Annotated in this window: 22 protein-coding genes and 1 pseudogene; 7 read left to right on the top strand and 16 right to left on the bottom strand. The window is 47.7% G+C overall.

Annotated elements, in window-relative coordinates; all coding sequences use genetic code 11:
* Positions 1-113 precede the first annotated feature (113 nt).
* Both HZ996_10155 and HZ996_10150 read left to right on the top strand, forming a co-directional pair.
* Positions 114-1,163, top strand: coding sequence for a VOC family protein (locus tag HZ996_10155; protein ID QTN39486.1), 1,050 nt, complete (start codon positions 114-116; stop codon positions 1,161-1,163).
* Positions 1,160-2,200 (top strand): DUF3524 domain-containing protein, encoded by a 1,041-nt coding sequence (locus tag HZ996_10150; GenBank protein ID QTN39485.1) that lies wholly within the window; start codon positions 1,160-1,162, stop codon positions 2,198-2,200. Before HZ996_10155 ends, HZ996_10150 begins: the two co-directional genes overlap by 4 nt.
* An 11-nt stretch (positions 2,201-2,211) precedes the next feature.
* Here HZ996_10150 and HZ996_10145 read toward each other — a convergent pair whose 3' ends face one another.
* Positions 2,212-3,093, bottom strand: a complete 882-nt coding sequence (locus HZ996_10145; GenBank protein QTN39484.1) for a T9SS type A sorting domain-containing protein — start codon at positions 3,091-3,093, stop codon at positions 2,212-2,214.
* A 105-nt stretch (positions 3,094-3,198) separates the two neighbouring features.
* Here HZ996_10145 and HZ996_10140 point away from each other — a divergent pair, with 105 nt between their 5' ends.
* Together HZ996_10140 and HZ996_10135 are read left to right on the top strand one after the other, a co-directional pair.
* A complete protein-coding gene (locus HZ996_10140; GenBank protein ID QTN39483.1) occupies positions 3,199-4,791 on the top strand; it encodes a HAMP domain-containing histidine kinase in 1,593 nt (530 codons plus the stop codon).
* The gene (locus HZ996_10135; GenBank protein ID QTN39482.1) at positions 4,784-5,476 is read left to right on the top strand and encodes a response regulator transcription factor; all 693 of its coding nucleotides are present in this window, start codon (positions 4,784-4,786) and stop codon (positions 5,474-5,476) included. The genes HZ996_10140 and HZ996_10135 overlap by 8 nt, the downstream gene beginning before the upstream one ends.
* Before the next feature lie 106 nt (positions 5,477-5,582).
* On the opposite strand, the pseudogene HZ996_10130 reads toward HZ996_10135, so the two are convergent.
* The 4 genes and pseudogenes from HZ996_10130 to nhaC all read right to left on the bottom strand — a co-directional run bounded on the left by HZ996_10130 (position 5,583) and on the right by nhaC (position 10,019).
* Positions 5,583-5,909, bottom strand: a pseudogene (locus HZ996_10130) (hydrolase).
* Complete coding sequence (locus tag HZ996_10125; protein ID QTN40038.1) at positions 5,909-6,514, bottom strand: 2,3-bisphosphoglycerate-dependent phosphoglycerate mutase; 606 nt, start codon at positions 6,512-6,514, stop codon at positions 5,909-5,911. Before HZ996_10125 ends, HZ996_10130 begins: the two are co-directional and overlap by 1 nt.
* A 36-nt stretch (positions 6,515-6,550) precedes the next feature.
* The gene (locus HZ996_10120; protein ID QTN39481.1) at positions 6,551-8,548 is read right to left on the bottom strand and encodes a Type 1 glutamine amidotransferase-like domain-containing protein; all 1,998 of its coding nucleotides are present in this window, start codon (positions 8,546-8,548) and stop codon (positions 6,551-6,553) included.
* Between the two features lie 22 nt (positions 8,549-8,570).
* On the bottom strand, positions 8,571-10,019 hold the full coding sequence (gene nhaC, locus HZ996_10115; GenBank protein QTN39480.1) for a Na+/H+ antiporter NhaC: 1,449 nt from the start codon (positions 10,017-10,019) through the stop codon (positions 8,571-8,573).
* A gap of 57 nt (positions 10,020-10,076) precedes the next feature.
* Between nhaC and HZ996_10110 the strand changes: the two genes are divergently transcribed.
* On the top strand, positions 10,077-11,282 hold the full coding sequence (locus HZ996_10110; protein QTN39479.1) for an aminotransferase class I/II-fold pyridoxal phosphate-dependent enzyme: 1,206 nt from the start codon (positions 10,077-10,079) through the stop codon (positions 11,280-11,282).
* On the opposite strand, the gene maf is transcribed toward HZ996_10110, so the two are convergent.
* From maf to HZ996_10065, 9 genes are read right to left on the bottom strand one after another with little or no spacing between them, the layout of a single operon-like run.
* Positions 11,271-11,849 (bottom strand): septum formation protein Maf, encoded by a 579-nt coding sequence (gene maf / locus HZ996_10105; GenBank protein QTN39478.1) that lies wholly within the window; start codon positions 11,847-11,849, stop codon positions 11,271-11,273. The genes HZ996_10110 and maf overlap by 12 nt on opposite strands.
* Positions 11,846-12,787, bottom strand: coding sequence for a geranylgeranylglycerol-phosphate geranylgeranyltransferase (locus tag HZ996_10100; GenBank protein QTN39477.1), 942 nt, complete (start codon positions 12,785-12,787; stop codon positions 11,846-11,848). The genes maf and HZ996_10100 overlap by 4 nt, the downstream gene beginning before the upstream one ends.
* Entirely contained in the window at positions 12,765-13,286 is a 522-nt protein-coding gene (locus HZ996_10095) for an HAD-IIIA family hydrolase (GenBank protein QTN39476.1), read from the bottom strand. The genes HZ996_10100 and HZ996_10095 overlap by 23 nt, the downstream gene beginning before the upstream one ends.
* Before the next feature lie 2 nt (positions 13,287-13,288).
* Positions 13,289-14,044 (bottom strand): DUF2520 domain-containing protein, encoded by a 756-nt coding sequence (locus HZ996_10090; GenBank protein QTN39475.1) that lies wholly within the window; start codon positions 14,042-14,044, stop codon positions 13,289-13,291.
* On the bottom strand, positions 14,044-16,488 hold the full coding sequence (gene ccsA / locus HZ996_10085) for a cytochrome c biogenesis protein CcsA (protein ID QTN39474.1): 2,445 nt from the start codon (positions 16,486-16,488) through the stop codon (positions 14,044-14,046). The genes HZ996_10090 and ccsA (HZ996_10085) overlap by 1 nt, the downstream gene beginning before the upstream one ends.
* Positions 16,488-16,877 carry a cytochrome c maturation protein CcmE gene (locus tag HZ996_10080; GenBank protein ID QTN39473.1) on the bottom strand — a complete coding sequence of 130 codons (390 nt, stop codon included), beginning with the start codon at positions 16,875-16,877 and terminating at the stop codon, positions 16,488-16,490. The genes ccsA (HZ996_10085) and HZ996_10080 overlap by 1 nt, the downstream gene beginning before the upstream one ends.
* Entirely contained in the window at positions 16,874-17,083 is a 210-nt protein-coding gene (locus tag HZ996_10075; GenBank protein ID QTN39472.1) for a CcmD family protein, read from the bottom strand. Before HZ996_10075 ends, HZ996_10080 begins: the two co-directional genes overlap by 4 nt.
* Positions 17,080-17,754: a cytochrome c biogenesis protein CcsA gene (ccsA, locus tag HZ996_10070; GenBank protein QTN39471.1), complete on the bottom strand. Its 675-nt coding sequence runs from the start codon at positions 17,752-17,754 to the stop codon at positions 17,080-17,082. Before ccsA (HZ996_10070) ends, HZ996_10075 begins: the two co-directional genes overlap by 4 nt.
* A gap of 15 nt (positions 17,755-17,769) precedes the next feature.
* Complete coding sequence (locus HZ996_10065) at positions 17,770-18,426, bottom strand: heme exporter protein CcmB (GenBank protein QTN39470.1); 657 nt, start codon at positions 18,424-18,426, stop codon at positions 17,770-17,772.
* 79 nt (positions 18,427-18,505) lie between these two features.
* Between HZ996_10065 and HZ996_10060 the strand changes: the two genes are divergently transcribed.
* Together HZ996_10060 and bshB1 are read left to right on the top strand one after the other, a co-directional pair.
* Entirely contained in the window at positions 18,506-19,042 is a 537-nt protein-coding gene (locus HZ996_10060; protein QTN39469.1) for a glutathione peroxidase, read from the top strand.
* 38 nt (positions 19,043-19,080) lie between these two features.
* Positions 19,081-19,800 (top strand): bacillithiol biosynthesis deacetylase BshB1, encoded by a 720-nt coding sequence (gene bshB1, locus HZ996_10055; GenBank protein QTN39468.1) that lies wholly within the window; start codon positions 19,081-19,083, stop codon positions 19,798-19,800.
* 81 nt (positions 19,801-19,881) lie between these two features.
* Here the strand turns inward: bshB1 and HZ996_10050 are convergent, their stop codons facing one another.
* Positions 19,882-21,702: a T9SS type A sorting domain-containing protein gene (locus tag HZ996_10050; GenBank protein ID QTN39467.1), complete on the bottom strand. Its 1,821-nt coding sequence runs from the start codon at positions 21,700-21,702 to the stop codon at positions 19,882-19,884.
* Between the two features lie 106 nt (positions 21,703-21,808).
* On the bottom strand, positions 21,809-23,092 hold the full coding sequence (locus HZ996_10045) for a polysaccharide biosynthesis C-terminal domain-containing protein (protein QTN39466.1): 1,284 nt from the start codon (positions 23,090-23,092) through the stop codon (positions 21,809-21,811).

The following is a 23,092-nucleotide window of genomic DNA, read 5'->3' as shown; positions in this document are numbered from 1 at the left end:
AAGAAGACAACCCTAAATTGGAAGTTGTTCAGAGGCGGCACAGGGGGTCTTCCTTCAAAGGCGCAAAGATACGAAAATTGGGTAAGTTTGCTCTCACAACCAAATCCAAAATCATGGTCATTAGCGGTATTCAGCAAATGGGAATTGGCGTCAGCAACGTACACGAGGCGTGGCGCTGGTATCGGAAGTACTTCGGCATGGACATTAAAGTCTTTGAGGAAGCCGCGGAAGCGGGCCTTATGCTGCCCTATACTGGAGGTGAGCCGCGCTCCAGACATGCCGCGCTAGCGCTCAATTTGCAGAGTGGTGGAGGGTTCGAAATCTGGCAATACACCAGTCGGACACCGGAAGCAGCCAAATTCGAGATTCGCCTAGGTGATTTGGGTCTGTATATCTGTAAGATCAAGTGTAAGGACATTGCCGCCACCTATTCTTGGTATCAAAATGAGGGCTTGGACTTACGGTCCGATGTCGCTCAAGATCCGGCAGGTCGTCCACACTTCTACGTCGCTGATCCTTACGGGAACATCTTTGAATTGGTCGAAGGGTATGGATGGTTTAAAGACGAAAAGAAATTGACCGGTGGAGTATTTGGAGCTGTTGTGGGCACCAGTGATATCGACCGTGTATTGCCGCTTTATCAGGATGTGCTTCAGTTTGACGAGATGATCGCCAATCAAGAAGGCACCTTTAACGATTGGAAAGGCCTTCCGGGATCAGATGAGAATTACCGCCGAGTGTTGCTCAAAGCCACACAGCGAAAAGGAGCCTTCAGTACCTTGTTGGGGCCTGGGGAATTGGAGTTGGTTCAAGCAAAGGACTACGAGGGACAGCGCATCTTTAAAGATCGTTTCTGGGGAGACTTGGGATTCATTCACCTGTGTTTCGATATCAACGGGATGGCGGAACTAAAGGCCAAGTGTGAGGCGGCTGGATACCCCTTTACCGTGGACAGCGCAGAAAGCTTTGACATGGGAGAGGCCGCAGGACATTTCACCTACATCGAGGATCCGGACGGAACCTTGATTGAGTTTGTGGAGACCCACAAAGTGCCCATCATGAAGAAAGTGGGATGGTACCTGAACCTGAAGAAACGACCTGCCGACAAGCCACTGCCCAATTGGCTTTTGAAAGCCTTCGCTCTTAATCGGGTCAAGGATTGAGGGTTGCCCTCATTGAACCCTTCTTTACCGGAAGTCATCGCCGTTGGGCAGAAGACTACCGAGATTTTTCTGGACATCAAGTAGATCTGTACACGGCGCCGGGACGGCATTGGAAATGGCGTATGCATGAGGCAGCCCTTTCGCTGGCCGAAGAATTCCAGGCCTCGGGGAAAAGCTACGATCAGATCATTGTTTCGGATATGCTGGATTTGAGCACCTTCAAATCCTTCATCGGCCCGCAGGGACAGACCTCCTTCGTGATTTATTTTCATGAGAACCAGTTGACTTATCCATGGAGCGCGCAGGATCGCGACCGGGACAGGGGAGGGAACAGGCATTATGCTTGGATCAACTACGTCAGTGCCTTGGTTGCTGACGAAGTCTGGTTCAACAGCGATTTTCACCGTACAAGCTTTTTAGAAGCGCTACGCCCCTTTTTAAAGGCCTATCCGGATCGTCGGGGAATGCGGCGTATTGAGTCCTTGGCCCAGAAAAGCCGGACGGTCTCTTTAAGACTAAATTTGTCTCGGCTCGACGAATTCGATCCCATGCAGAAAGGAGAGGAGCCTCTTATCCTTTGGAATCATCGCTGGGAATACGATAAAAACCCTCGAGCCTTCTTTAAGGCACTTTTTCAACTTTCCGAAGAGGGGATTCCGTTCCAGTTAGCGGTACTCGGTGCCAGAATGGTGCGCTGGCCGGTAATCTTTGACGAAGCCAAGGAACGTCTTGCCGACCATATAGTGCAATGGGGACCAGTGGATCGGTTTCGGGACTATGCTTCTTGGTTACACGCTGCGGATATTCTTCCCGTGACCAGTAAACAGGATTTCTTTGGCATCAGCGCTGTGGAAGCGATGTACTGCAATGTGGTACCGCTCTTGCCCAACCGACTCGCCTTTCCTGAGCATGTGCCGGACGCAAGCTATTTATACGATTCCGATCAGGAGCTTCTAGAACGCTTGCGCATATGGACAACCGAACCCACGAAAAAACCCGCTCCGGTAAGGGAACGGGTTCTTCGCTACAGTTACTAAGTGTTTCTGTCTCAGTCGATGACAATTTTACGTGTAGAGCTTGTGCTGCCATCGGTCAAATTGACGTAGTAGATGCCTGCCGGTTGGTTGGTCAAATCTACCTCAATGGTTTGTGCGCCTTCTACCTTTTTCAAGCGCTCGGAGTAAACGCGCTTGCCGGCTTGATCAAAGACGTACAAATTCATATTGGTCTCACGACTGGTCTCAAAGGCTACTTTGATGTCGCCGTCTGATGGATTGGGGAAGACCATGAAATCACTTACTTCAAGTCCATCCTCGGCCACCTCGTAGCTTCCATCGATGGCCTTGCGCAGGTCTTCTAGCTCGTCTTCATCCATCTTTTCGTGGCGAACCCTTACGACAAATACGTTTTCGTCGCCATTTTTAACCTCGATGAGGGTGTTTCCTTCTTTTTCGAAGATCATATCATCCGCTCCGCGAATTTCAACATTGTCTTCGCCGATGATGATCACATGCTTCTTTGAGTTGTGCTCACCATCTTGATCCATATCCGTTTCAATGAAGAAGGTCTGCCCACCTTGCAGGTGATGGGTAGAACCCTCGTCATCGACCCAAACCTTGATTTCTTTGACTTCTCCGTCGCCATCCTGCTCTACGCGGATCGAGTGAAATTCGGTGTCACCGTGCCCTTTCACGACGTGAACATCATTATCGACAGCAATGTCATTCCACGGGGATGGGAGCTCAACGTCCGACATGCTTTGACCCTCTTCGAGTACAAAGGTTGTGTCCAGCGTGATCGTTTCGCCATTGATTTCTTTAACGAGGTGGAGTTCCACCTTTTTTTCTTTTTCTTGGCCTACGGCCAGATGCGAGCTTCCGGCCAGTCCGACCGCAATCGCCAATAGTTTTAGGGAGTTCACGTTTTTCATGTTGGTATGTTTAGTGGTTCTGTGCAAACCTAGGTGCTTGCTCTTCGAAGCTACGTTAAAGGACTCACAAAATCTGTTAAAGTTTTGCCAAAAGGCTGGTTTTGAGTGAGCTCGGCACCTACTTTTGCCGTTGAGTATTCGGATATGAACAAGAAAAGACTTCAGGGAATCATTGCACTGATGAGTATAGCACTCGTCGGAATCATCGGTGTTCAAATCTATTGGGTGAAGAACGCTGTCCAAGTCAAGGAAGCGCAATTCCGCAATCGCGTGAGTGCCGTCCTTCAAGACTTCTCCATGGAGCTCGAAAATGAGCAGCGCAATTGGCGGGTGGCCAAGGCCATGAAGCCCACCATGCGCGGTGAGCGACGGACCATCCTCACCACGGACAGTGCCGTCATCATTGAGCATGCCGTCAGTGATTCCAACAATCGAATTGTGGTCAAGGTGGACACCATCATCAAAGCAGATGGCAAGAAGACCTCGACCATGGTCTACAGCAATACAGAGACAGGGGAGGAAGATCGATTCGTGATTTCTGTCGGAAGTGAGAATCAAGATACCATGACCATAACGGCGGAAGAGATTGAAGCCAGCTACCAGGAAGTAGATCAGGTCATGCAGGAATTCTTCTTCGAAATAACGGCGGGGCCTCGGAGTTTGAGTGCTCAATTCAGTCCGCTCGATTTTGAAGATCGCCTTCACGAGCGTCTCGCCTCAGACGGTTTAAATCTACCTTTTCAGTTCGCGGTCATTGAAGGTGGATTTCCCTCGCCACTCCACTCAAATCAATTTGAACCAAAGGATCAAGAGGTATATCGTACAGGATTGTTTATCAACGACTTATTTAATCCAAGATCGGATCTTTTGGTGATTTTTCCCGACAAGACCAACTACTACATCAGAAGCCTCTGGGGCGTAGTTTTACTGAGCCTGTTATTCACCGGCGTAATCGTCTTTGTTTTTGAGCGAACCATACGAACCATTCTCAATCAAAAAAGACTGAGCCAGATCAAAACGGACTTCATCAACAACATGACGCACGAGTTCAAAACTCCTATTGCAACGATTGGCTTGGCGCTGGATAGCATTAACACTTCGAGCATTATATCCGACCCCGAAAAAGTCCGACACTTTACACGCATCATTAGAGAGGAAAATGCCCGCATGCATCGTCAAGTGGAAAGCGTACTTCAGGTGTCGCAAATGGAGCGACGGGAGATGGAGCTTGGTCTTGAAAGCGTTGATGGACATGAGCTTTTGGACAAAGCGTGTCAGCAAATGCAGCTTCAATTTTCGGCCCGTGAGGGCCAAATCAAACAAGAGTGGGCGGCCGAGTTCAGCCGCATTCGGGTCGATGAAGAACTGATGGCACATGTCTGGCTCAACCTCTTGGATAATGCAAACAAGTACAGCCCTGGAATTCCGGAAGTGACGATTCGAACCTCCAATCGAGGAAACCGCCTAGTCATTGAGGTGGAGGACCATGGTCAGGGAATGACCAAAGAACAGCAAAAACAGGTCTTCGATAAGTTTTATCGCGTGACCAATGGCAATATCCACGACGTGAAAGGCCATGGGCTAGGACTCGCCTACGTTCGGGAGATTGTGGAAGCCCATGGGGGCGAAGTAGACGTTCGAAGCGAATTGGACAAGGGAAGTACCTTTATCGTTGAACTACCATTAGAACATGAGTAATACGAGAATACTGTTGGTGGAAGATGACCCGAATTTTGGGTCGGTGTTGAGTGACTATCTGCGACTCAACGATTATGAGGTGGTCCATGCCGAGGACGGAAATGTTGGCCTGGCAAAATTCCGGAGCGAGTCCTTTGACCTCTGCATCTTTGACGTCATGATGCCTGTTAAAGACGGCTTTTCGCTCGCTCGCGAGATTCAAGAGCTAAACGAGAACAAGACTCCCTTCATCTTTCTCACGGCTAAGAACATGAAGGAAGATATGGTCCGAGGATTTAAGCTAGGGGCTGATGATTACTTGACAAAGCCTTTTGATTCAGAGGTATTGCTGCTGAAGATCCAAGCAATCCTGAGTCGACGTAACTCAGCACCTGTTGAGCGTCAAACAGAGTACGACCTGGGCGGCTTTACCTTTAATGCCGAATTGCGTCACTTGGTGCGCGGTGGTGAATCGGCCCGATTATCGCCTAAGGAGGCTCGTCTGCTTGAAATGCTAGCCCAGCGCAAGAACGAGGTATTGAGTCGCTCAGAGGCCCTTAAAACCATCTGGCACGATGATAATTACTTCACATCGCGATCCATGGATGTATACATCGCCAAATTGCGCAAGTACTTGAAGTCTGATCCCAAACTGGAGATCATCAATGTGCACGGGGAGGGTTTTCGCTTGGTAGAAGCGGGTTAAGATTCAATAAGGTACAGAGCGATTAGCGCTTAAAGAGGCCACCGAGTAAACCGCCCTTTTTACCCTTCATCGCCTTCTGGAACTCGGGATTCATTTCTTCACCGACAATCATTTGAAGCACTTCGCCCCAACCGGGGAATCCTCCGACATTTCGGTCATCGATGAAGAGATCTGCATTGATCTTGCGGCTTTGCCTCGAATCCCATTGCTCTTCCGGATAACTCATCCCTATGGCGTAGAATTCAATTCCATTCTTCTTACAGAATTCAACGGCCTCATCCAGCCTACGCCCGCTGCGGTAGGTCCACAGGACTAGCTGATGTCTTCGCTTCTGAAGTTCCTTAAGGGTCTCAAACGCAAATAGCTTGGGTTTGCCAATTTCCGGATAGCGGTCATCGACAATGGTTCCGTCAAAATCTACAGCAATGACCATTACAGGTATTCGGCATTTTGAACTTCGAGATTCTCGTCCAACTCATACAAGCGAGGAGCTCCCGTTGGAATTTCGGTCTTCAGAATTTGTTCTGGCGTGAGCTTCTCCAAAGCCATCACCAATGCGCGTAAGGAGTTTCCGTGTGCTGCGATGATGATGTTCTTTCCAGCTTTGAGTTTTGGGACAATTTCCGCTTCGAAGTAGGGGAGTACGCGTTTAGCGGTAAGCTCCAAAGACTCACCACCTGGAGGTGGTACGTCATAACTGCGACGCCAAATATGCACTTGCTCTTCGCCAAATTCCTTGCGGGCTTCGTCCTTATTCATCCCCTGCAAATCTCCGTACATGCGCTCATTCAGCGCTTCATCACGCGTAATCGGCAATTCAACGCCCATTTCGCCCAAGATGATGTCCAAGGTTCTTTGCGCTCTTTTCAAAGCCGAAGTGTAGGCCATGTCAAATTTGAAATCCTTGAGCTTCTGACCAGCGGCATGCGCTTCCTCGATTCCCTTTGGTGCTAGGTCCACGTCGACCCATCCAGTAAAGCGGTTTTCAAGATTCCATTGTGATTGTCCGTGACGTACGATGACGAGTTGTGCCATGATCGAAGGTTTGGTGTTTGCTGCGAATTTATGAAAAGCCTACGGCTTGATGAATGTGCCCATCGCCAATTCACCGTTGCGGTATTTCAATCGAATCTGATATCGGCCAGCCTCAAGTCCTTGAATCGGTATCAAATCATTTGGATGAAGCATCCACTGGCGAATAGCCTTTCCACTTAGGTCGATCAGGGTAGCCTCTGTTACCTGATCTGTTTCTACTTGGATCCAATCCGCCGAAGGATTTGGGAATACCTGGACTTTACGAAGCCTGTTTTCAGCAATTGCTCCTGCTGAAGTATAGGCCATTTCAATCCAGTGATCATAGCCTAGATAAAAGCGATTAGCTGAACTATTCTGTCTTGTGTATCCGCTTCCGTGGGTTTGATCTAAAGACTCCGCAAAAGCACCAGGGTTAGCCATATAGAAGAGTGGAAGACTGTTGTGCCCTTGAGAATTTAAGGTGCTCAGAATAGAGAATAGGGCGTTGTCTATTGTGTCACGAACTGGATGCGCCGAAAAATACTCCGCATACGCTTGGGCTTGAAACCACAAGGCATAGGTCAACGTATCTTCGGCCATAGCCCAAGGTCCAGAACTTATGGTGTTTTCATATAAGGCGGTACTGGAACTCTGATAAGTCCATGGAATTAAAACACTGTTTGGAATGATATTGAATCCGGGTTTTAATTCGAGATCGCCGTAATAGGCGTTGTACGGATCCGTTTCCAAGCCCTCCACGTAGGTTTTTCCAACCCATCGGATGTCCGGGCCAACAAACGCACATTCATAGGACTTAGGAAACCAATAGAATGCTTGAAAGAAAGCATACATGCTATCGAGAAGCGCTCCGCTTGAGTTGTTCTGTACATAGTCCTGGTAGTCTTGATGGTCAACGCCTACCCAAAGGTCCTTAACGGAACTTAAGTATTGATCCGAACTGCCGCCTGTAATCTGAAGCACAGTCGCATTTGCAAATCCCTTGTTGTTGAGCGCATTCTTATAGGCGGCTCCATCGTTTAAGTCCGAACACATGATTTGCACGACGTCATTCGCATTCCAGTAGCTTGCCAGTAGATTCAAAAAAGGATCATTCTCTGTTGGAGTCAACCCTCCAGAAACCAAGACTTGAGTTTCGCGATACGCCGCATAAGGCGGATTAATAAAGCTCGCGGATGAACTTACAGGAGCAGCTTGAACTAAATCCCATTGCTCTCCATCCTTAAGTGCGTGATAAAAGACATCTTTTGCGTAAAGAATACTGTCTTGGAAGCCGTAGGTTAAAGCGCCAGAAATGTCCGTCACAGGGTCTATGAATGTCACGGTTCCCGTTCCCATAACAGTCCCGAGTCCATTTACATCAACACAAAGCGCTGTGCGATCATCAACACCAACACCCCAAACACTCGATCCTTCCGCGTTCAATTGAGCTATGAAGGAAAGAAGTCTTCCCAATCGCCCGCGTTCAATGAAGTGACTATCGAAAAGATATCCACTATAAAAAGACCACATTCCAGTATCCAATGTGCTCTTGTGGTGATAGACGTCGCTCAGTGCTTCATCTGGGTAGACCGTTCCATTCTCTGCGGTGTAGACCCAATCACTGAGTATGGCCAAACCGGCACTGGTTCCGGCGATCACTCCACCATTATCGAAAACGGAATCCACTGCCCATTGAACGGGGGTACCTCTGAACGTTCTGAGATAATCCCACTGGTCACCACCTTTGAAGAAGATCATATCATAGCTCTTCAGCGTGTCTAAAAGGTGAGGGGCATTCGCCGACGAACTGTCTGAAATGTTGAAATTTACCGCTTGTGAAGCACCTAAACTTTCAAAGTAATCTGGAAGCCATTGAGTGGCGGAACCATGTGCAATAATGGCTACGCGACCACTGTCCGCTTGCTGAACGGCCCAACCGTATGGATCGTCACTCCAAGAATTGTAATCCTCAGAGCCCCCGCCGACAAGAAGTAGGGATCCCTGACCTGAGGTATTAAAGAGGGTGCTTATGAAACAGAGGAGTAGAAGATATTTCATAAGTAGAAAGGTACGTAAATCCTTAAGCCATTTCGATCTCTTCCTTTGGTAATCGAGCAATCTTAATATTGAACGCAGCAAAGGCAATAGTCATCAAAGGACTAATGATGCAGAAAAATGTAAAGGGCGCATAACTCAGGGTAGCTACCCCAAGGATGGCGGCTTGCGTGGCACCACAGGTGTTCCAAGGAACAAGCACGCTCGTGACCGTTCCAGAATCTTCAAGGGTACGACTAAGTACTTGTGGAGCTAGTCCTCGCTTCTTAAATACATCGGCATACATTCTACCAGGGACAACAATGGCTAGGTATTGATCACTCGCCGTAACGTTCAAGGTTAAACAGGTTCCAACGGTAGTAGACACCAAGGCTGTGGTCGATTTGGCCCGTTTGATGAGGGCTGCGGACAGCGTAGAAAGGAATCCTGCGCTTTCCATGACTCCGCCGAAGGTCATAGCACAGAGAATGAGCCAAACCGTGTTGAGCATACCGGACATACCACCTGCACTGAGTAAGTCTGCGAGCATGGGGTCTTGTGCAGGTATATTAGTATCCACCGTCATGGCATCAATAAGGACGGTGTAGAAGGCTTCCACACCACTAAGTCCGTTTGCCAGATCATGGATCAGGTTGGCTTGAAAGACCACGGCAAACAAGCCTGCGAGCAGAACTCCTGCAACCAATGCCGGAATGGCAGGAACCTTCCGAACGATCATGATGATCACGGCAATGGGCACTAAGAAGAGCCATCCATTGATGTTGAAAATTGAATCGAGCTCCGCCTGAATACTGGCCGCGTCTTCAATGGCCACATTGGAAGAATGTCTCAACCCGATGAACAAGAAAATAAGAAGGGTAATGGTAATGCTGGGGATGGTTGTGTACAACATGTATCGGATGTGCGTGAACAAGTCCGTCCCCGCCATGGCAGGTGCCAAATTCGTCGTATCAGACATCGGACTGATCTTGTCACCGAAATAGGCTCCAGAAATGACCGCGCCGCCGATGACGGCCTCACTTATTCCAAGTGCTTTACCAATTCCAAGAAGGGCGATTCCTACCGTGGCGATGGTGCTCCAAGAGCTTCCCGTGGCCAAACTCACAATAGCACAAATGATGCAGGAGGCCACTAAGAAGATCGATGGATTTAGTAAATCCAGACCGTAGTAAATCATGGCCGGTATGATGCCACTTACGAGCCATGTCCCCGCAAGCGCTCCAATGAAGAGCAGAAGAATTAAGCTGGGTACGGTGCTGGCAATGCTCTTGGTGATACCGTCGCGCATGACCTTCCAAGAGATGCCTTCGGTAATGCCAACCACCGCGGCAACTCCGGCTGCCAACAATAAAATCAACTGATTACTTCCAGATAGGGCATTGTCACCGTAAACGACAATTACGTTGTAGGCGAGGAGGACAACAAGAAAGATGATTGGGATCAACGCTTTCCCAAGCGAAGGTGACTTTTCCATAGGTTTTCAAACATACGAAAACCTTAAGTTTGCCCTCACTACACAAAAGACTCAGACATGAATCACTTCAACCCCGCAGATCAAGTTCTTGACCTACAGAACTTTGGTGAATTTGGAGGCGTAAATCCTTCCATTACAGATTCCAGCACCTTTACCTTCCTTCAGGCCGAAACCATGGAGGAACTCTTTGAAATAGAAAAGGAGGGTTGCTATCTCTATTCACGCCACACGAACCCTAGTAACAAGTATTTAGCGGACGCCTTGGCGGCTATGGAAGGAACTGAAGCGGCTCATGCATCTGCTTCAGGGATGGGGTCCATCAGCTCAGTACTCATGCATTTATGCGGACAGGGCGATGAAATAATCAGCGCAAGAACCGTCTACGGAGGTAGCTATGCGTTCATGAAGAATTTCTTGCCGCGCTTCGGCGTTCAGACTCATTTTGTGGACATTTCAGACTTGGATGCTGTTCGTTCAAGAATAACTGAAAACACAAAGGTGATCTACACGGAAGCCATCAGTAATCCGCTACTCGAAGTTGCGGACATCCCAGCGTTGGCGAAGTTGGCAAAGGAGTTCAACTTAAAATTGGTCGTGGATAACACCTTCTCACCTATGGTGCTAAGCCCGGCTATCCATGGAGCTGATGTGGTGATTCACTCCTTAACTAAATTCATCAACGGTACCAGTGATGCTGTAGGTGGTGTCACCTGTGGCTCAAAGGAACTAGTAGCGGGCATGATGGATGTGAATGCCGGATCTTCAATGCTTCTTGGTCCTGTTTTAGATGGACTCCGTTCTGCAAGCATGTTAAAGAATTTGAGAAGCTTACACATCCGTATGAAGCAGCACAGTCGGAACGCACTTTACTTGGCGGAGCGATTTGAGCAAATTGGCCTACGCGTGTACTATCCGGGCTTGACTTCTCATCCACAGCACGATTTGATGAAAGCGCTCTACAATGAAGACTTTGGTTTTGGTGGAATGCTGATGATTGACGCACAGTCTCATGAGCTAAGCTATCGCTTAATGGAACACATGCAGAATGCCAATATTGGCTATTTAGCGGTCAGTTTAGGCTTTTCAAAGACCTTGTTCAGTAATCCTGGAGGCAGTACCAGCTCTGAGTTTACAGAAGAAGAAATGAAAGCCATGGGACTCAGCGGAGGACTCGTCCGCATGTCCGTAGGATTAGACCACGACATTGAGCGTACGTACCAAAAGATGCTCGAGAGCTTTAAAGCCGTTGGATTAGTGGACTAAGGAGCGCAGAGCTTCATCGAGTCGTTGGACCGGTAGACCCACAACATTGAAGTACGATCCTTCGATGCTTTCTATGCCGATCATCCCAATCCATTCTTGGATTCCATAGGCGCCTGCTTTGTCGTAAGGCTTAAAGGTGTCGATGTAGTATTCGATGTCATTCACGTCTAGTTTTTTGAACGTAACCGTCGTTACGTCTGAAAAGACGTGATGGTGTCCATCGTGCCGTAGGCACACCCCTGTGATCACCTCATGCGTGTTTCCGCTTAGTTTGATCAGCATCTCTGTAGCTTCCTCTTTGTCAGCGGGTTTAGCCAGACTCTCTCCGTTCTGCCAGACCACCGTATCTGATGTTATGAGGACCTCTTCCGGGGAGGTTTGAATGTGATCCGCCTTGTGCTTGGCCAGGTACTCGGCAATTCCACGACCATCCAAATGGGGTGGCGGTGTTTCGTCCACATCACTGGTCCGAATGGTAAACGTATAGCCTAGTTCCGCAAGCAATGACTTCCTGCGGGGCGATCCGGAACCCAGTACTATGGGGTGTGGATATTCCTCCCGTATCATATCCCAGACAGCAGATTGAAGGCCCACATGGAGACAATTCCAAACAGCATGATGACCTTGGTCAAGGTACTTGCTCGACCATAGTCTTTAGGCGATTCAGCAGTAAGAACTTGATACAAGAGTAGTACGGAAGGTACTACGACTAAGACAATCGTGTAAATGAGGGGACCAGTGCTGTCCGCTAGAAGTTTAAAGCTTACGATGCCGACTAAAACCAGCATAGCGGCTATCAAGGATCCCAAAAGAATTTTGGTTCCCGTAGGGCCAATTTGAATCGCCATGGTTTTGAAGCCTTGGGCAGAATCTCCCGGAACATCTTCAAGGTCCTTGATGATTTCTCGGATCAAATTGGCGAGAAAAGCGAATAGGGCATAACCGCAGACAATCAAAAAGAGTGTTCGTTGGTTTTGAAGAAAGGGTCCGCTCAAGGCCGGTAAGATCAGAAAAAGAGGCACGATAAGCACCGTTAAGGCGGTCATTCCAGAAACCAGTAGGTTTCCCAATAGGAATTCGCGTTTCAAGGTCATGCTATAGTACCAAAGAGCTACGGCAGCAAAGGGATGTATGAGATATAAATACCAAATGTTCAAGAGATAGGACAGATACAATCCTAGAACGACGCCTGTAAATGTAAGGCCGGCGTGCCAAGCAATAGCAGCTCTTCGTTTGATAACCGTTCCGACAATGACATCACCATGATTGATTTCGTCGGTCTTGACGTCCATGTAGTCGTTGATGACATAGCCACCTGCAGCAACAAGAACAGTAGATAATACCAGCAAGGAGAATTGAAGAGGGGAGAGGGCTATCGGAATTCCGTAGGGCAAGATGAGACTCCAATAAATCAGATATTGCGTCAGAGCAACAATTAGTAGGTTCTTAGCGCGAATGAGCCGCAAAAAGGACCAGATGAGCTTACCATTCAAAGCCATCGCCATTCATCCATTTACCTTGAACCTTCATCACCTGTTCAAGAACGTCTCGTGCACAACCTTGTCCGCCTCCGCGAGGAGAAACGTAATCGCTGATTTTTTGAATCTCCGGTGCGGCATCTGCTGGACACGTAGCCAATCCACATTGACTCATCACCTCGAAATCCGGAATATCATCACCCATGTACAGAATTTCATCTGCCTCAAGTCCATAAATCGCCTTTAAATCCTCGAAGGCGTCCATTTTGTGCCTTTGGCCGAGGTAAATATCGGTAAGCCCGAGGCCTTTAAGTCGTACTCGAACCCCTTCGTTATTACCACCTGAAATAATGGCCACATGATAGCCTTTCTTGACGGCCAGCTGAAGGGCGTATCCATCTTTGATGTTCATATTCCGGTACTGTTCTCCTTCTGTGGTCACGAATACTCGCCCGTCGGTGAGGACACCGTCTACATCAAAGATGAAGGTGGTGATGTTCTTAAGGTGTTCTTTGTAATTCTTCACAGTTACTTATCAACGATACTTTGGCTGATTAAGGTATAAAGATCTTTCCAGAGGGGATCATCCAACAAGGTCAAGTGCTTGTTAAGGATCTCCTGATCTTTTCGGATTGCGGGGCCCGTTTGAGAGGATCTTGGACCCTGTTCTAAAGCTTTTTGTGTGGTCTCAGCGATCAATGGATGAAGCAAGTCGAACTTCATTCCGCGTTGTTTCATCAGCTTTTCGGCAATGCTGTACATATGGTTGCTGAAGTTACAGGCGAAAACCGCTGCAAGATGCAAGTATTGGCGCTGATAGCTGTCCACACGCTCCACTCGGTGACTGATTCGAGCCGCGGCCCCCAGAAGGAGCTCTTCTGAATCCGACGAATTTGCTTCGATGAGCATGGGTATTTGGTGGAATACGACTTCCTTTTGACGCGAGAACGTTTGGAGCGGGTAAAAAACGCCTCTTCGCTCGTGTACCTGCAGCACATCTAAGTCAACAGAACCCGAGGTATGCGTTACCAAACCTTTTACACCCTCTAATTTTTCAGATACTTCGGGAATGGCCGAATCGGAGACGGCAATCAGATACCAGTCCGCATCACGGGGAATCTCATCGTAGGAAAGATAGAGCTCTGCACCTAAAGCTTCCGCTAGTTCTTTGCCATTATCTGCAGTACGATTGTAAAGCCCTATGAGATCAAAGCCTACGGCTTGAAGAGCTTGGCCCAAATGAAAGGCCAACCGTCCAGCTCCGATGAGAACAATGCGATCCATCAGGAGCGGAGAATTCGTCGTCTAATGGCCATTACCGTTCCAATGATCATCAAGATACTTCCCAACCAAAGAATATTGATCCAAGGGAAGATGATGGCCTTCATGACAATGAATTCTTTTTCATCCCGCACATCCGTAAAGGCCTTGAGCTTCACCTTGTTGTTCTCGGGATTTACGTCTTCGAAGCGGAATTTTAAGCCGAAATCTTCGATGAGCGCATCTTCCAGTGTGACTTGGTTCCCCGTAACGACGTAAGCAGGTCTTGCATATCGACGGGTTCCTTGGACGTTGATCACGGAAAGATAGGTCACCAACGCGATGTTCATGGCTTCACCGTTGTCGAATTGAGCTCGATTCGGATCAAGCGCAAGGCTGTCAAGGATAACGAAGTGACGGTTGTAGATGGCCGAATCACCCATCGCCATTTCAATATCCGCTTCGCGTCCATAACCCGTAGCCATTTTCTCCGCTCGGACCTCTTCGGGCTCTGCATAAGTGATGTGGGTATAGATATCCTTGGTCAAGAAATGTCTTGTGCTCGGTTCAGCAACGTTGCCCATTTGCTCGTTGAGCTGGATAAAGGGCTCTAAGGTGAACGCCTTTTCAAGACTTCCCGCACCGTCACTTTCGTAGTAATCAATTTCGAATACTCGATTAAATCCTTCTTTTCGCTCACTGCGCCATGTCACGTAGTATTTGCCCATTTGCATGGTGTCCCCGAGCTCCATGAGGATATTCTCATTGGCGGGAAAGTCTTTTGCGATGTACGTCGGGTTCTCCGATATAACCTCTTTCTGGGCATTGGAGACCAAGGAACCTAGCATGACCAAACCGAATCCAATGTGGGCAACTGAAGCACCCGCAAAGTCGAGCTTTCCTTTCAGGATACGAGTCCAGTAGTCGAAGTTGGCCACCACGGCAAAAATGGACGTGAAGAGCATAGCTGTGTAGAGGGCGTTGTCAAAACCCCAGGCCAATGCGAGAACCACGGTCAATACAAGAGAGGCAGCTAAGCTAAAGCCAATAGACTTCAAGAATTTACCAAAATCGGTCTTCTTGTACTTCAAGAATTGTGTGAACGCGATTAAGGAAGTAATGAGTAGGGCAAAGGGAAGTTGCCAACTGTTGTAGTGTTCGATGACATCAATCGGAGGGGCCAAGGCAGCTCGCTCTGCAATTCCAAAGATTCCGAGCACTGGATTCACAATGATTTCGGTGAGCTTGTTGATCACCGGAATAGAAGTGCTAAAAGTGATCTGGAAACTCGAAATGGTCAAGGTCAAGGCCCCGATAAACATCCAAAACTCACGTGACCAGAGGCGATCGTCTGTGGTCGCTTTGGGCAGCCAGCGCCAGTGGTAGGCTAAGGCTCCAAAGGAAAGCAAGATGTAAAAGAAGAGGTACAGCAGTAGCTGACCGTTCAGTCCTAGATCTACGAATGCATGCACGGAACTGTCTCCTAAGACACCGCTTCGAGTCAAGAAAGTCGAGTATAAAATGAGGATGAAGGTTATGAAGGTGAGCACATAGGTGGACATTAGGTTTCCACCTTTGTTTTTCTGAATCAACATCAGGTGGGCCGCACCAACCAAGGTCAACCAAGGAACCAAAATGGCATTTTCCACAGGGTCCCAAGCCCAGAATCCTCCAAAACTCAGTGCTTCGTAAGCCCAAGCTCCTCCCATGAGAATTCCTGTACCGAGGATCATAACAGAGAAGAACGTCCAAGAAAGAGCTGGTTTTAGCCATTCGTCGTACTTGCGACGCCAAAGCCCTGCCAGCGCAAAGACAAAAGGAGGTAAAACTGATGCAAATCCGAGGAATAGAGTAGGAGGATGTATAACCATCCAGTAGTTTTGAAGAAGTGGATTGAGCCCAGTCCCATTCTGAAATTGAGGGGCTTCTAAGTAGTTCGGATTTTGAAGGAAAGGAAGACCGGCATACTCGGGTAACTCACGGATCAGGACAAATGGTGACGAACCTATTTTGGCACCGAAAATGTAGGAACCAAGTAGCATACTGGTCAAAAAGACCTGAACGCTTCCGTAAATGGTCATGGTGGTTGCTTCCCATTTTCCCGCCTTCTTGAGGAAGAGGAGTCCTAGAATGACCTGGAAGAAGATCCACAGAAGAAAACTTCCTTCTTGACCCTCCCACATACACGAAATGAGGTAGTATATGGGTAATTCGCGTGAACTGTGCTGCCAGACGTATTGATACTCGAAGTAATGCCCGAAGATCATTACGTACAGGCTCACTACAATGCCCAAGACGCCCAGAGCGTGGACGTAGAAGCTTGTTCTCGCAAGTCGCTTCCATTCCGGTGTATCGGAGCGATGCATGAAGTAGTACGCAATAGTGGAAATGATTGCGGATACAAAAGATAGGACTACAGCAAAGTGACCGATGGAACCGATCCCAGTGTGTTCATTGACGTACTCCATTATTCGTAGGTATTCTCGACGTCGTTAGTCTCGTTGTACTTGGATGGGCATTTCATCAAGATTTGCTCAGCGACGAACGCCGTGTCGGTGGCAAATCCCTTCATGGTGATTTCTTCTGAACGCTCGAAATCCTGTGGCTTAGGTTGAAAGTATACCACGCGTCGCTCATTACCTTCTTTATCAATGGCCGTAAACGAGAATTGATTCCGTTCTGGGTTGTAGTCCATGGCTGCATCCTTATTTAGATAGCCGATAACGGTGAACTGCTTTCCTTCGTTTTTCTCAGCAAGTGGAAAGCTCACGTAGGTGCTTGCATCGGTAAAGGTGCTCATGATGGCAGCAATTCCAAGAGCAATGATGACGATGATGACGATGTGCGTCTTTTTCATTTTTCCATCTTCTTTTCAAGTCTGCTGACTTTGCGGTCAACACTGATCAAATAAACAAACAGTCCAATGAAAATGATTACGATGACGCCTACAACTACGTATATTTTACCTTCCTGTCTGAAGGTATCTGCCATCTCGACGTTATTGGGGTTTTGAGCCATCGTGCCGTAGGCACTCAGTATCAATAAAAGGAGTAATCTTTTCATGAGTTTAATTCTTTCCAGGACCATTGGCGTTCCATACGGCGAATGCGCAAACGGATTTGTACAATCCAGTAACCCACGAGGGCCCAACCAATTACAGCGGGGTAGAAGACCTTGCGCATGTCGCTGTTTAAGTCGTACTGACTAAAGGCAGGATTGCCTCCGTTTCCGGGATGCAGACTATCCGTCAAGCGCGGAAGGATGCCGATAAATACGATCATAAAGATGAAGGCGAAAATATTGTAGACTGCGCTGAGGCGGGCTCGTTTCCGTTCGTCATCAAAGCTTTGGCGGAGGATGAAATAGGCAAGGTAGATCAGGATGGCGATTGCCGCTCCATTGAGTTTAGGGTCGTTTACCCAATAGGCCCCCCAAGTAAAACGTGCCCAAAGCATGCCGGTTACTAATCCAAGTAAGCCCAATACCAAGCCGGAAATCGCTGATTCAACGGCCCAGTCATCATGAACGATGTCGTTGCTTCGTAAATATCTTATGCTGTAGATAAGGGAGATGAGAAAAAGGATGATCATGCTGAACCACATGGTCACATGGAAATAGAGATTGCGAATGGTTTCGTTCAAGATTGGAAGGCGCGGGACATCCCCCAACAGTCCGGCAATCAGGACGTAAAAGACCAAGACGATACTTGCAATTTTCCACCAAGTCCACTTCATCCGCAGCTAACGCTTTTAATCGCGCCAAAGGTACGGAAATAACAAGTATGAGAGTAAAATGGTTACGAGGTTCAGGAGGATCATGACCAGTACCGATCGCCACCAAAGTTCAGAGGTCAAGCCAAGCAAAGCGGCATTGCTCAACTGGAGGGCTACGAGAATGAGAGGAAGAAGAATGGGAAGCGATAAAATGGCCAATAGGGCCGTATTTTGCTGTGTTCTCGCCGATATAGCGGCCATGGTAGAAAGCGTCGCTGCAAACCCACTACTGCCCAGTAAAAGTGCCGCGAAATACAAGCCGTCGTGAGCTACTGGATCCTTGAGGAAGAGCCTGAAACAACCCCAGGCTAAAAAGGAAAGGAGCCACATGAGTACCATGTTGTACAGGGTCTTCCCCAAGATAAGTACTCGAGGATCCACAAGTTGATAGTACAGCCAGTATCGACCGGAGGTTTCTCGCATAAAACTCCCGGTGGCACCGTTAATGGATGCAAAGATCAAAACAACCCAAAGGAGTACATTCCAAGATCGGGGTGTGATTTGGCCTTGAAACGCCAAGTAGGTCACGAAAACCGTGCTTAAGACATAAAGCAGCAGTCCAAAAACGGCATAGCGTTGCTTCCATTCCATGCGAAGTTCGTGTCGTAAAACCGTGAAGACCTGCCGAATCATGGAACAAAGATAAGATTGTCGTGAACTATAGCTTTGATGCTTAGTTATCGAGTCTAAACACCCTTTAAAAGGCCTTACAATGAAAGTAGTTTTATCATTATTCTTCGCATTATCACTGAGTATTTCTGTCTCTGGTCAATCATCTTTTTACGATATCAAGGTAGAGGATATTGACGGGAAAGAATTTTCTTTTGCCGAACTCAAAGGGAAAAAGGTGATGATTGTAAACGTTGCTTCTAAGTGCGGTTATACGCCTCAGTATGAGGAGCTTCAGGAGTTGTACGGCAAGTATGGTGGTGACGATTTTGTCATTGTTGCTTTCCCCGCAAACAACTTTATGGGGCAGGAGCCTGGATCAAATAAGGAGATCAAGTCTTTTTGCCAGGAGAATTATCAAGTGACGTTTCCAATGATGTCTAAGATCTCCGTTAAAGGTAATGATCAGGCTCCGGTATATGCCTGGCTGACGTCTGAAGAACTCAATGGAGTTAAAGACAGCAAGGTGAAGTGGAATTTTCAGAAATACTGCATCAACGAAGAAGGGCGAATCGAAGAAGTCTTTGCGCCGGGTGTGAGCCCCATGGAGGATGAAGTGGTCGCATGGGTGACCAAGTAAGGGCTTGATTTCCCTACTTTTGGGGAAAACTGAATCAAATGGAACTCGATTTATTGGCTTTTGCCGCACATCCTGACGATGTCGAGTTGGGCGCTTCTGGAACAGTCATTAAGCACATTAAGGCTGGAGCTACAGCTGGTATTGTAGATTTAACACGTGGAGAACTCGGTACCAGAGGTTCTGCAGACTTGAGAGATCAAGAAAGCGCTCGATCATCTGAGATCATGGGCTTGAGCGCGCGTGAGAATCTTGGATTCAGGGATGGTTTCTTTGTGAATGACGAGGAACATCAACTGGCCGTCGTGCGAATGATCAGAAAATATCGACCCCGAGTAGTACTGGCAAATGCAATTAGTGATCGTCATCCCGATCATGGAAGAGGGGCAGATGTTGTTCGGAATGCCATATTCCTCTCAGGACTTCCCAAAATCCATACAGAGATCGATGGTAAAGACCAAGAAGCTTATAGGCCAAAGATTGTACTGAACTATGTGCAATTCAATCCTATAGAACCTGACGTAATCATCACTTTTGATGAAGCCGTCATGGAACAGAAAATGGAGGCGGTACAAGCCTTTTCCTCTCAATTCTTTGACCCTAATAGCGAAGAGCCAGAAACGGCGATATCCAGTAAGAACTTTTTAGAAAGCGTACGTTATCGGGCGGCTGATTTAGGCCGCATGGTTGGAGCGTCGTACGGAGAAGGCTTTACTTGCGATCGACTTTTAAGCGTCGATAGCGTTTTTGATTTGAAGTAAGGTTTCTCCATTGATTGAAATATATAGGCATAAAAAAAGCCGCCCAGAAGGGCGGCTTTTCTATGCTTAAAGCTCTTAGGCTTATTGAACAATCAAACGCTGAGTTGAAGTTCCGTTAGCTGAATTCACTTCTACGAAGTACAATCCGTTAGCCAAGTTAGCAACGTTCATAGTAACGACGTTACCTCCCGTTACTGCGTTATGAGTAGAAGTCATAACCGTTTGACCTACAGTGTTAACAACGTTTACGGTCACGTCAGTAGCATCTTTCATTTCGAAAGCTACACGTACCATGTCAGAAGCTGGGTTAGGGAAGACGCGCATTTCAGTGATGTCGTTTTCCTCAATACCTACACCGCTGAAGCTGTAAGGTGCATCCAAGAAGTGGAATTGAGTAGTACTCAAGATGTCCGCGTTAACCAATGTAGCGTATACAATGGCTACAGTAGCTTGGTCACCGTTTTTGAACATCAAGTCACCAACAGTTCCCCAAGTACACTGAGCATCGGCTGCTGTACCTGTAGACGCGTTCACTTCGTTCAACCAAGTTTGGTCTTGAACACGGTATCCACGTACCCATGCATCTGGGAATGTGTTGTCTGTGCTACCCACCAACAAAGTATCAGAATCGAACCAAGTTACAGTGATGAAGTCTCCGTCTGCAGAAGCAGATACTTGTGGACGGCTATCCTCGTTCAAACCGCCAAGGTCACCACGGAATGTTTGTGGAATACCTACGAGGTCACCAGTGAAGGTAGTTCCGTCACCGTGTACGTCAAAGATTCCCCAAGCACCTGGTGTAGTTGTGATACTCCAAGTTCCTGTTGCAGGACCTACAGCTACTGAGAAGTGCATGTCACCGTTGCTGTCTACTGCGATATCGCCTTCGAAAGCCATAGTGTAGTTACTTCCGTCATTTGCCAATTGGCCATCTGCCCAACTAGAGGTAGCAACATTTACAGGAGCTCCCCAAGTAGTTCCCCCATCTGTAGTTTTCAAAACAATCAAGTGGTAAGATCCTACTGGCTCTACGTTTACATCACCACCGTGTCCGATGATTGCGATGTATCCAGTTTGTCCGTCTGGAGCAAAACCGATATAAGAGTCAACCAAGGCTTTTCCAATACCGGTATCGTTGTATACAGGTACGTAAAGCTCCTCTACGTTGATCACTGGTGCTCCACCACCGCTGAAATCAGCGCGACGGTAGATGATAGTATCAACGTAGTCACTCGTGTTGATCAAATCAATTTCAGAGTCTACGTGGTGCATTACTTGACCTGCATTCCACTGACCAGCAGAAATCAGGTTGTAATCTCCAGCAGCATCGTCAGATTCGAAGATGGCATTTACGCTATCAACAGCTCCGAGGCTTACGTAACCAACCAATTGACCACCCCAAGAACCTCCGTTAGTACCGGAAAGGATTGGTGCAGTGTATACGAACTGAGCGTTTGCAATGTCCGTGTTGCTTGGGTCATTGATCATACCTGCCGCTGGATAACGAGCGTTTCCGCCGTCATATACTGGTCCAACGTTGTTGGTGAAGGTAGCTCCTCCATCCAAACTGTGGTCATAACGGAGAGATCCACTTCCTGCATCGCCGTTTGTCGCAGCGTCAGAACGGTGGATAAATGTGATGGCATTCAATTCTGGACGAACAGAAACCGCATCACGACGACCGAAAGCCACCGTATATACGTTTTGTGCTTGACCCATATCCACTACCGCTGAACGCGATCCTGGCAAATATGGAGCCTGATGCACACCATTAATTTCAGTTTTCATTAATTCTGCTTTCGCACGCATATTGAGTCCATGAGCTTCATGAACCGTCACATTGCTTTGTCCAAAAGCAAGTGAACCCGCAGCTACAGCAGCAAAGAGTAACGATTTTTTCATAATCCTCTTTTAGTTTGGGTTAATAATTGAGTTCCAAATATAACAGAATGTTGATGTTTCAACAATTATTTATTCCCCAAAGTTTCATAACGTCGTGAAGACGACACTAGCCTTTGCGGATGAGTTGTCGAAGCCATCGCCCATCGGCCCGTGAGGGCCAAAGGTCTGCCATAGGAATACGACTTGTCTTGAGAAAGAGTTGGGTTTGGTATATGGTCGACAAGGAGTAGGAAAGAGAGGTTGAAACTGCCGCTCCAGTCATTCCGTAGCGCGTGATCAGGAAAGGAGCTGAAACCCCAGTAAGGACGAGACCTAGAGCTGATACTCGAGCATTTAACGAGTACAGACCTTGTCCGGCCAAATGCGCACTCATGGTATTGTTGAGGGCCATGAAGAAGATTCCAGGGGCCAAGACTACGAGAAGGGGTCGAATTTGGGCGAAATTGTCCTCGGCTCCAAAAACGAAATTCCATACTTCGCCCGGAACGAGCAGTAGGACGCTGATGATGGCAAAGGCGGAATAAAAGGCAATTTTCCACATTTGAGTACTTAGGCGCCTTATCTCAATGGGGTTCTGGGTATTGCTGATGCGTGCGTATTGAATCATGGCCAAGGATTTACTGACCACCCAAGAAGCTTCAGCGAGGTTTATTGCAGTGGCATAATAACCCAGTCCAGCGTAGTTGTTTTCTGGGAGGAGCTTCTGAAGAAGATAGTAGGATAGTCGGTAATTCAGTAATTGGCTAATGTTGGCCAATTGAATCCAAAATCCATAGCGGGACATTTCTCGGATTGTAATGCGCCAAGTACCTTGAAGTTCTTGACTTGGCGTTGTACCGAGCTCTCTGAAAATTCGAAGGAATCCCGAAATGACCGTAAAGAGATAGGCGACATAGATCGCTCCAATGTAGGCGCTGATGTCGTGAATGCCATAAACGCCGTAAAAAATCCAGAAACTCAATAGCAATGCGGCACCCTGTAAAAAACTGATCCAATTGTGGCTCTTGAGGTCTTCACGGCCAAGGATGAATTGTAGGTGGATTTTGCCAATGGCATCAATAGCGCCAATGAACATGAGGTGATACAGATATTCGCGATCCTGTAATCCCGCGGCAAAGAGAATGAGCGGAACAACGATGGAAACGAATAAGGCCCAAGCGTAGGAAGGCAAGAGTAGTCGTTCTATGCCAAATCGAGGTAGTAGATAGACCAGGGCTGGACCTCCAATGAAACTACTGATCAGCTGAACGAGGGTAACGTTTAGCAGGAACAAGCTGATATACCCCTTACCGTCAGCGCCAAGGGTTTGTGTGGTACTGATCAGCAGTAAGAAACTGAGGACGATGACTCCGAATTTGCTGAACGTCGTCGCTATGATGGTCCTGATCAT

It is taken from the genome of Cryomorphaceae bacterium (genome assembly GCA_017798125.1).
Classification (GTDB): domain Bacteria; phylum Bacteroidota; class Bacteroidia; order Flavobacteriales; family ECT2AJA-044; genus ECT2AJA-044.
The sequence above is the reverse complement of the archived record's forward strand: the minus strand, read 5'-3'. Positions and strand labels throughout refer to the sequence as shown.